General features: G+C 69.4%; 6 protein-coding genes. 4 read left to right on the plus strand and 2 right to left on the minus strand.

The genetic code is table 11. The features are described from left to right. Positions 1 to 3: 3 nt before the first annotated feature. Positions 4 to 741 (minus strand): hypothetical protein, encoded by a 738-nt coding sequence (locus ACFRFC_RS19805; protein WP_382690150.1) that lies wholly within the window; start codon positions 739 to 741, stop codon positions 4 to 6. A 272-nt stretch (positions 742 to 1,013) separates the two neighbouring features. Here ACFRFC_RS19805 and ACFRFC_RS19810 point away from each other — a divergent pair, with 272 nt between their 5' ends. Further along, positions 1,014 to 2,135: a hypothetical protein gene (locus ACFRFC_RS19810; protein ID WP_382690148.1), complete on the plus strand. Its 1,122-nt coding sequence runs from the start codon at positions 1,014 to 1,016 to the stop codon at positions 2,133 to 2,135. A 44-nt stretch (positions 2,136 to 2,179) separates the two neighbouring features. Next, entirely contained in the window at positions 2,180 to 2,716 is a 537-nt protein-coding gene (locus tag ACFRFC_RS19815) for a hypothetical protein (RefSeq protein WP_382690146.1), read from the plus strand. 190 nt (positions 2,717 to 2,906) lie between these two features. On the opposite strand, the gene ACFRFC_RS19820 is transcribed toward ACFRFC_RS19815, so the two are convergent. Then, positions 2,907 to 4,433: an RICIN domain-containing protein gene (locus ACFRFC_RS19820; RefSeq protein ID WP_382690144.1), complete on the minus strand. Its 1,527-nt coding sequence runs from the start codon at positions 4,431 to 4,433 to the stop codon at positions 2,907 to 2,909. A 288-nt stretch (positions 4,434 to 4,721) separates the two neighbouring features. Between ACFRFC_RS19820 and ACFRFC_RS19825 the strand changes: the two genes are divergently transcribed. Together ACFRFC_RS19825 and ACFRFC_RS19830 are read left to right on the plus strand one after the other, a co-directional pair. Beyond that, on the plus strand, positions 4,722 to 5,522 hold the full coding sequence (locus ACFRFC_RS19825) for a GNAT family N-acetyltransferase (protein WP_382690142.1): 801 nt from the start codon (positions 4,722 to 4,724) through the stop codon (positions 5,520 to 5,522). A 250-nt stretch (positions 5,523 to 5,772) separates the two neighbouring features. After that, on the plus strand, positions 5,773 to 10,074 hold the full coding sequence (locus tag ACFRFC_RS19830; protein WP_382690140.1) for a discoidin domain-containing protein: 4,302 nt from the start codon (positions 5,773 to 5,775) through the stop codon (positions 10,072 to 10,074). The last annotated feature ends 110 nt before the right edge of the window (positions 10,075 to 10,184 follow it).

A 10,184-nucleotide genomic window follows, 5' to 3' on the forward strand; every position in this document is an offset into this window, starting at 1 on the left:
GGATCACGTGAAGACGTGGTGGTAGGGGACGTTCCACTCGTTGGGCAGCCGCGGATAGAAGGTGTTGATGACCGTTCCGGTGAAGTCGCCGCCCCAGTTGTAGGTGAGGCGCACCTCGGCGTCGGCCGTCACCGCGTGGTCCTTGAAACCGAGGACGGCGTCGGGATGGGTGATCGGGACGAAGGTGATCCCGCCCCACGGCGTCACCGTGACCACCCAGAGCTGGGTGTCCTCGATCGCGCCGTTCTTCCCCCGCCACTTGTCGCCGACCTTGTCGGGGAGACCGAGCTGCACGAGGTCGGCGGTGGTCTTCGGTGCCTCCTGATGGACGGAGATGCGCCGGCGCTTCGGCTTCGGCACCCCGTCGTCACCGCGCCCGGTGTCGGCCGTACCCGTACCGGTGGCAGGGGCGGCAGCGACGGGCACGGGCGGCACCTGGCCCGCCGCGCTCTCGATGAAGTAGAGCGGTCGCTGTCCGAAGAAGCCGCCGGGGGTGATGTGCCAGAGGTGGCCCTGCGCGTCCTTGGTGGCCGGGTCGAGCGCGGTGGCCAGCTTGACCCCCTTGTCGTGGCTGTCCTCCTTCAGCTCGACGGGCCGCAGATAGCCGCCGTTGAAGGCGTGGATGAGCATGACCGGCCGGTTCTCGATCAGTGCCGCCACGATCGCGTTGTCGTAGCTGTTCACCGCCACCGGTCCGCCGACCACCAAATTCGACATGACCGTGCGTTCTTGGGTGTACATCGCGGAACTCACCTGTCCCTGAGAGTGGAGAAGCAATGTGCCGGACATCCGGCTCGAAATGGCCCAGAAGACGAATCGCCAGCGCCGCAACTTACCTTCGTAGCAAGGGAGTTGACCCCGTCCATCGGCATATGTCATCCAAATGGGCGGGGTGCATGAAAGTGCCCTCCACGACAACGGGGGCCGTGTTAGCTTCAATTTTCGCAACGCACGAGATGCCTGTTTTCAATTCACCTGGCATGGTTCGACCGAATTCAGCCGAGGATGAGGAAATGCCTTCCAACGCGTACAACCTGGAACGGGCCAAGCGTCAGCCATTGACGAAGAAGAACCTGCGGGAACTCAACATCGAACAGACCTGGCAGTCCATCCTGGACCACCCCGGCCTGGTCTACGTCGACGACTACGGTGTGCGGCACAAGCCCGTGGGGTTCTCCGTGAACAAGTCGAGCTTCGGCTCGTTCTCGGGGTCCGCCTTCAAGCTGGGGTGGCTCGCCTACATGAATCTCGGGGAGCCGCTGATCGAGGAGCGGCGCGGCATCGGCCAGCCGGAGCCCGACACCTTCTCCTCGCGTGCCTATGTCAACCGCAGCCTCGCGACCCCGATGAACTTCACCGACTCGGTCGAGTTCACCGTGTCGAACGAGGTGACGTGGTCGCTCCAGGGGGAGGCCCAGCTCACGTTCGGCGGCAAGGTCGGCGCGGAGCTTCAGCTCCAGCTCCAGAAGCAGCTCCAACTGGACCTCCAGGCACAGCTCCAGACCGAGCTTCAGAACCAGCTCCAGAACGAGATGGCGAACTCGGCCACGAACACCGTGACCAACGAGAGCAGCAAGGACGACATGGGGGTCGACACCGCCAACGGGACCGAGAACGGCGTCACGAACTCCACGACGAACAGCGTCACCAACTCGGCGTCGGCCTCGGTGACGGCCTCGTCGGCGTTCACGGCCACGGGCAGCGCCACCGGCAGCGCGGAACTCAACGCCCAGTTGATGCTGGGCATCACGGCCTCGGTCGGCGGCACCCTGACGACCAGCTGGGCCTCGAAGTCGGAGATCTCCGGCACGGTCGAGCCCGATTCGCGGGTGGAGACCATCGTCACACAGCGGCGCGCCCGCAAGGAGTACACCTACGAGATCCCGGTGACCTTCTCCGGGCTGCTCGCGGTGCGGTACGACGTGCCGGTGGCGGTCCTGTCCCCGCCGCAGTCCGGGGACTACCCCGCCCTCGACCGCGTGGTCGCCCGCGACATCGGCGATCTCGACCTCTCCGGCGGCGGCTTCCGCATGAAGGGGCTGGCCGAGGTGGTCTCCGCGCTGGAGGTCCACCACACCATGTTCGACGGCGAGAACCTGACCGGCAGCGACCGGGCACTGTACAAGACCCCTTGACCCCGCGGCCCGTGCCGCCCCCATGACGACCAGGAGTGACCACCATGGTGTTCAACAACATCTTCGGCTCCGCGGGCCAGGGAGCCGGCCTCTTCTCGGTGACCACCGACGCCGCCAAGCCCCGGCCCGGGGAGGGCGTCGACTTCGAGGACTCCGAGGACGACACGTACGACGACACGAGCACCAGCCTCTTCAACAGCGCGATCCACGGGGCCTCGTCCCGGGCCAAGGTGGTGCAGGAGCAGTCACCCGAGGCACGGGCCGTCCTCGGGTTCCTCGGCGCCTTCATCCAGACCACCCAGACGTCGGCCGATGCCCAGGCCCGGTACGCCGGGGATCCCGGCTCGGTGTCCACGGCGGCGTCCGCGCGCATGCAGGAGTCGAGCCCGACGGTCGCGGAGCACGGCGACCTCCAGAAGGACGAGGACCTGGAGACCATGCCGCGCAAGAGCGACTTCACCCAGCCGCCCGAGGCACCCCCGACGCCCAAGGCGTCCAAGCCGACCGCCGAGACTCCTTCGGCTGCGGCGGGTTCGTCGAGTGCGTCGGGTTCGTCAGGTGCGGCGGGTGCGCAGAAGTAGGAGCTGCCTTCGGGGGGGGGGGGGGGGGGGCCGCCCCCCCCCCCCCCCCGCGGGCCCCCCGGACGCACAGCCACCCCCCCGGGGCGGGGTGGGGCGTGTGGGTGGGGTTGTGCTGGGGGGGGGGGGGCGCAGAAGTTGGCGCGGCCTTGGGGGGGGGCTGGTGCGCCCCCCCACCGGCCCCCCTCGTGCGTCACACCGGAAGCAGCTGCCACTGCCGGTCGCGGTGGTCGCCCTCCGACCCGTGCTGCTTGATCACCGCACGGGCGTTGGTGTCGACCCGCAGGAGCAGACCACTGTGGCGATTCGCGATCTCGTACGTCCTGGGCGTGGCGTCCGCCGGACCCACCGGGATCAGCCGCCACTGCTGGTGGTGCGCCTCGCCTCCCTCGTAGGCGCGCTGGGCGGCCACCGCGCCGTTCCGCTCCTGCGCCCCGATGACCTCCAGGACCTTGGCGCTGCGCAGGTTCTCGATCGTGTAGAGGACTTCGCCGTTCTCCTGGCCCGCCACGACCATGCGCCACCGCTGGTGGTCCCTGGAGATGGCGAGATCCTGGTGGATCTCGGCCCCGTCCTTGGTGGACTCACGCAGGACCGCCATACGCAGCCGGCTGCGGACACTGGCCCAGGAGACCACCGTCCCCGAATCGGGGAGTCCGGCCAGCCGCGGGGACGTGATCTTCCGGACCCGGTTGTTGACGTGGTCGGCGAGGTAGAGGGTGTCGACACTGTCCACGGCGAGCCCGTACACGGCGTTCACCTGGGCCGAGGCGGCGGGTCCGCCGTCACCGCCGAACCCCGCGGTGCCCGTACCGACCGCTGTGCTCATCTTCCCGTCGGCCGTGACCTTCCGGACCCGGTGGTTTCGATGGTCGGTGATCCAGAGGGCTCCCGTGCTGTCCGCCACCACTGCCAGCGGGAGGTTCAGCTGGGCGGCGGTGGCCGGGCCGCCATCACCGGCGAACCCTGCCGTCCCGTTCCCCGCGACCGTGCTCATCACCCCATCGGCGGCGACCCTGCGGACCCGGTGATTGTTGGAATCGGCGATGTAGAGATTGCCCGCGCCGTCCACCGCCACCCCGTAGGGCGCATTGAGCCGGGCGGCGGTGGCCGGGCCGCCGTCACCGGCGAACCCTCCGGTCCCGTTCCCCGCGACCGTACTGATCACCCCGTCGGCGGCGACCCTGCGGATCCGGTGGTTGTAGTAGTCGGCGATGTGGAGAACGCCGTCCCCGGCCGCCGTCACCCCCAGCGGGAGGTTCAGCTGGGCGGCGGTGGCCGGGCCGCCGTCACCGCCGAACCCTCCGGTGCCACTCCCCACGACCGTACTGATCACCCCATCGGCGGCGACCCTGCGGACCCGGTGGTTACCGGAATCGGCGATGTAGAGATTGCCCGCGCCGTCCACCGCCACCTCGCGCGGACAGTTCAGCTGACCCGCGACGGCCGGACCGCCGTCCCCCCGGAATCCGGCGGTCCCGTTCCCCGCGACCGTGCTGATCCTCCCGTCGGTCGCGATCTTCCTGACCCGGTGGTTGATGTAGTCGGAGAAGTAGACGGTCCCGTTCCGGTCCACCGCGATCCCGTACGGCCGGTTCAACTGAGCTGCGGTGGCGAGCCCGCCGTCCCCGCTGAAACCGGCGGTCCCGTTCCCCGCGACCGTGTTGATCGGAGGAGCGGAGTTCTCGCCACCGGTGGTCGCCGCCTGAGCAGTGCTCATCGCCATCCCTTCACCATCAACTGCCCGCCTTTTACGGTCAGTTGCTAACCGGTTCCAGATAGTCACACTATCCCTGGGCTGACAAGCACACGTATGGGTGAAGCTCACTCCTGGGTGCGGTGGGCGAGGGCGGGGAGGGCGCGGACGCGGCGAGGTGCGGTGCCAGGGCAGCGAGCCCAGCGAGATCCGAACTGGAGGCCCTACAGCGGCTGGACGGCGAATCCACGCCCCGGCCTGTGCTACCCCAAAGAGGTCCCGACCCACCCGGCCGACCCCAGGGGGCCCACCATGACCGATCTCGCCCAGTCCATCGAATCGGCGGAACAACTCGCCTCCGCCTGGCGGGCCATGGTGCTCGACCGTGATCCGGACGCCGATGTGCGCGACCTCCCGGGGATCGCCGTGCGCTGGGCGGACAGCCGGTTCGCGTTCTGGAACTGTGTCACCCTCACCGAGGTCGGCGCGGGGCCGGAGGCCGTCGGGCGGCGGCTGCGGGAGGCCGCCGGTCTCATGCGGGGCAAGGAGCGTCCGGGGTTCCTCTGGGTCTTCGAGGGGCTGCTCGGCGACGCCGCCCGCGCGGAGCTGCCGGCCGCTGCCGAACGGGCCGGGCTCGCCTACGCGTTCCCCGGTACCGGCATGGCCGGTGACGTCCTGCCGCTGCCCGAGCCCCGCCACCCCGACCTGACCTTCGTACGGGTCACCGACGACGACCACCTGCGCGCCTACGCCGACCTCAACTCCCTCGCCTACGGACTCCCGCCCGAGGACGGCCGGGACGGGCTCCTCGGGTCAACGCTGTGGAAGGACGGGGCGTACGCCTATCTGGGGATGCGCGACGGCACCCCGGTGAGCTGCGCCGGTGCCGTCGAGGCGGACGGAACGCTGTTCGTCGCCCTCGTCGCCACCGATCCGCGCTCGCAGCGGCGCGGGTACGGGGAGGCCGTCACCCGCAAGGCGCTGTACGAGGGGGCGCGGGCCACCGGGCTGCGCCGCGCCACCCTCCACGCGACCGCCGCCGGGGCACCCGTGTACACCCGGATCGGCCTGCGGCCCAACTCGCCGATCCACTTCTACGGGCTCCAGGGCTGACCCCCTCCCCTCCCTCCCACCGGCCCCCGCGACTCCCCCCGAGCGCGGGGGCCGTCCGCGTCCCCGGCTCACCCCACTTGTGCGCATCCCGTACCGATCTTTGTCATGAGCATGGACGTCGACCCGGGTTTCTGCAACGCTTCAACAGTCCTACGCAAATTACTTGCATTGCGACGCTTCTCACGATCAACCTCTCGCAACTTCCTGACATGCGCGGGAGCATCCCCCACCCCTGCGGACGAGGAGCACGATGAGCAGCAAGCGATCGAGCGGCAAGCGATTCAGATGGCGGACGCTCGCCGTCGCGTTGGCGGGCAGTCTGGTGGTCGTCGGCGGGCCGACCCTGCCCGCGCTGGCGAGCGGCGGGCCCGGTCTGGCGAGCGGCGGTGCCGGTGCGGCGAGCAGTGCGCGCGGGCACGTGGCCGACGCGCTGAACGACGGCGACCGTGACACGTACTGGCAGAGCGAGAGCGGGAAGTTCCCCGCCTGGGCCCAGATCGATCTCGGTGAGAGCACCAAGATCGACCAGGCCGTGCTGAAGCTTCCCGAGGGCTTCACGTCGCGCACCCAGACCCTGTCCGTGCAGGGCAGCGACGACGGCACGGCGTTCCGCACGCTGGTGTCGTCGGCGACGTACACCTTCGGCGAGGACGACGACAACACCGTCACCATCGGCTTCCCGGCGCTGAACACCCGTTATCTGCGGGTGGAGATCACCGGCAACAGTGTCGCGGACGCCGGTCAGCTGGCCGAGCTGGAGGCGCACCGGGCCACCGGGAGCAGCGGCGATCTGGCGCGCGGCAAGCGGCTGACCGCCAGCAGTGCCGCCGCCGGGCATGGCGCGGGCACGGCCGCCGACGCCGATCAGAGCAGTTACTGGCAGAGCGGCGGGGACGACTCCGCGCCCTGGATCCAGACCGACCTCGGCGCGGCCCTGGCCGTGAACCGGGTCGTGATGAAGCTGCCTGCCTCCTTCGACGCGCGGACGCAGTCGCTGAAGGTGCAGGGCAGCACCGATGGCAAGCACCACAGCGATCTGGTCGCCGGGGCCGATTACCAGTTCGACCCGGACCAGGGCAACCAGGCCACGATCAGCTTCGACACCACGACCACCCGCTATGTGCGGCTCGCCCTCACCGGTGAGTCGAAGGAGAGCGGCGGCCAGCTCGGCGAGATCGAGGTCTACGGCCCCGAGACCGGCGACTCCAGCCCGCCCTCCGCGCCCGGCTCACTGAAGCTGACCGAGCCGGACACCGGCAAGGTGACCCTCGCCTGGCAGCCCTCGAAGGACGACACGAAGGTCACCGGCTACGACGTCTACCTCGGCGGCACGCTGCGCACCACCGTCGCCGGGAACGTGACCTCGTACACCGACGACCAGCCCGCCGACACCACCCTCAGCTATCACATCACGGCCCGGGACGCGGCCGGGAACCAGTCGGCGGCCGGCAACACCGTGACCCGGAAGGCGGCGAAGGGCGACACGCAGGCGCCGACCCAGCCCGCCGGGCTCACCGCGCAGGCCGCGAAGTCCGGCGAGGTGAAGCTGAACTGGCAGAAGTCGGGTGACGACAAGTCGGTCACCGGCTACGACATCTACGCGGACAACAAGCTGCGCGAGAGCGTCGCCGGGAATGTCACCTCCTTCACCGACGCGCAGCCCGCCGGGGCGACGGTGACGTACCAGGTCCGCGCGAAGGACGCGGCGGGCAATGTCTCGCCGGCCAGCGCGAAGGCGGCGACCACCGGGGACGCGGGGATCCTCGCGACGAACCTCGCGGTCGGCAAGCCGGTCGTCGCGTCCGGGCATGTGCACACGTTCGTGGCCACCAACGCCGTCGACAACAACGTGAACACCTACTGGGAGGGCGCGAGCAACGTCTGGCCCAGTGTGCTGACGGTGAAGCTGGGCGCCAACGCCGACATCTCCCAGGTCGTCATCCAGCTCAACCCCGCCACGATCTGGGGCGCGCGCACCCAGAACATCCAGATCCTGGGGCGCGAGCAGAGCCAGACCGCGTACACCAACCTGGTCTCGGCCGCCAACTACAACTTCAGCCCGACCACCGGGAACACCCTCACCATCCCGGTGACCGCGCGGACCGCCGACATCCAGGTGAGGATCAACAGCAACACCGGGGCGCCCGGTGGGCAGATCGGTGAGCTTCAGGTCATCGGGGACCCGGCACCCAACCCCGACCTGACCGTCACCAGCCTGACCGCCTCCCCGGCCTCCCCGGTGGAGACCGACAGCGTGAGCCTGACCGCGCGGGTCGCCAACACCGGCACCGCCGCCTCCCCGGCCAGCAATGTCAACCTCTACCTGGGCACCACCAAGGTCGGCACCGCGAACGTCGGCGCGCTCGCCGCGGGCGCCTCGGCCGACGTGACCGCCTCCATCGGGACCCGGACGGCGGGCTCGTACCAGCTGACCGCGAAGGTCGACGAGGCCAACACGGTCATCGAGCAGAACGACACCAACAACTCCTTCACCGCCGCCAGTGCGCTGGTGGTGCGGCCGGTCGACAGCGCCGACCTCATCGCCGCACCGAGCGGCTGGTCCCCGGACAATCCGGCGGCGGGCGTCGCGGTGAACTTCAGCGTCGCCATCAAGAACCAGGGCAACGTCGCCTCCGCCGCGGGCGCGCACAACGTCACCGTGACGATCCTGGACGAGTCCGGCGCCACGGTCCGTACCCTGACCGGCAGTTACACCGGGGCCATCGCGGCCGGGGCCACCACCAGCCCGATCGCGCTCGGCTCCTGGACGGCGGTGAGCGGCAAGTACTCGGTGCGCACGGTGATCGCCGACGACGCCAATGAGCTGCCGGTGAAGCGCACCAACAACACCACCACCAAGCCGCTCTTCGTGGGCCGCGGCGCCAATCTGCCCTTCACCGCCTACGAGGCGGAGGACGGCGTGCTCGGCGGCGGCGCCCAGGCCGTCGGACCCAACCGGACCATCGGCGACATCGCGGGCGAGGCGTCCGGCCGCAAGGCGGTCACCCTCAACAACACCGGCAACTACGTCGAGTGGACCACCAAGGAGCCCACCAACACCCTGGTCACCCGCTTCTCCATCCCGGACGCCGCGGGCGGCGGCGGCATCGACTCCACCCTCAACGTCTACGTCAACGGCACCTTCCACAAGGCGATCAACCTGACCTCGAAGTACTCGTGGCTGTACGGCGCCGAGGCGAGCCCCACCAACACGCCCAGCTCGGGCGCCCCGCGCCACATCTACGACGAGGCCAACGTCATGCTGGACTCGACGGTCCCGGCGGGCGCCAAGATCCGGCTCCAGAAGGACGCCGCGAACACCTCGCAGTACGCGATCGACTTCATCAACACCGAGCAGGTCGCGCAGATCCCCAACCCCGACCCGGCCCGCTACACCGCGGCCACCGGGTTCACCCAGCAGGATGTGCAGGCCGCCCTGGACCGGGTGCGGATGGACACCACCGGCACCCTGATCGGCGTGTACCTGCCGGCCGGCACCTACCAGACGACCAGCAAGTTCCACGTCTACAACAAGGCCGTCCAGGTGGTCGGCGCCGGGCCCTGGTACACCCGGTTCGCCGCGCCCGCCGCCCAGAGCAACACGGACGTGGGCTTCCGGGTGACGAACACGGCCAACGGCTCGTCGTTCGCCAACTTCTCCTACTTCGGCAACTACAACTCCCGGATCGACGGCCCCGGCAAGGTCTTCGACGCGAACGGGGTCAACGGCCTGACGATCGACAACATCTGGGTCGAGCACCAGATGTGCCTGTACTGGGGAGCCAACACCGACAACGTCACCATCAAGAACAGCCGGATCCGGGACACGTTCGCGGACGCCGTCAACATGACGAACGGCTCCCAGAACAACCTCGTGCAGAACAACGAGGCCCGCTCCAACGGTGACGACAGCTTCGCCCTGTTCGCGGCCATCGACGGCGCGGGCGGGAACAACACCGGCAACGTCTACGAGAACCTGACGTCGCTGCTGACCTGGCGGGCGGCCGGTGTCGCCGTCTACGGCGGCGAGAACAACGTGTTCCGCAACCTGTACATCGCGGACACGCTGGTCTACTCCGGCATCACCATCAGCTCCCTCGACTTCGGCTACCCGATGAACGGCTTCGGACCGGGTCAGACGAAGATCGAGAACGCCTCGCTGGTCCGGGCGGGCGGTCACTTCTGGGGCAACCAGACCTTCGGCGCCATCTGGATGTTCTCGGCGTCGAAGACGTACACCGCGATCCGGGTGACCGATGTGGACATCGTCGATCCCACCTACAGCGGCATCATGTTCCAGACGAACTACGTCGGCGGGCAGCCGCAGAACCCGGTCCAGGACACCGTCCTGACCGATGTGTCCATCACCGGCGCGCAGAAGAGCGGTGACGCCTACGACGCCAAGTCCGGCTTCGGTATCTGGGTCAACGAGATGCCCGAAGCGGGGCAGGGCCCGGCCGTCGGCTCGGCCACGTTCATCGGGCTGACCCTGGAGAACAACGCCGTCGACATACGCAACACCACGTCGACGTTCACCATCAACCGGCAATAACCACGACCCGGCCCCGGGGCCGCCGGCCTAACGCGCGCCCGGGCCCCGCCCAGTGGGGGGGGCCCCCGCCCGGGCCCCCCCGCCCCACGGGGTTTTGCCCCGCGCCCCCC

It is taken from the genome of Streptomyces sp. NPDC056734 (assembly GCF_042790455.1).
GTDB lineage: Bacteria > Actinomycetota > Actinomycetes > Streptomycetales > Streptomycetaceae > Streptomyces.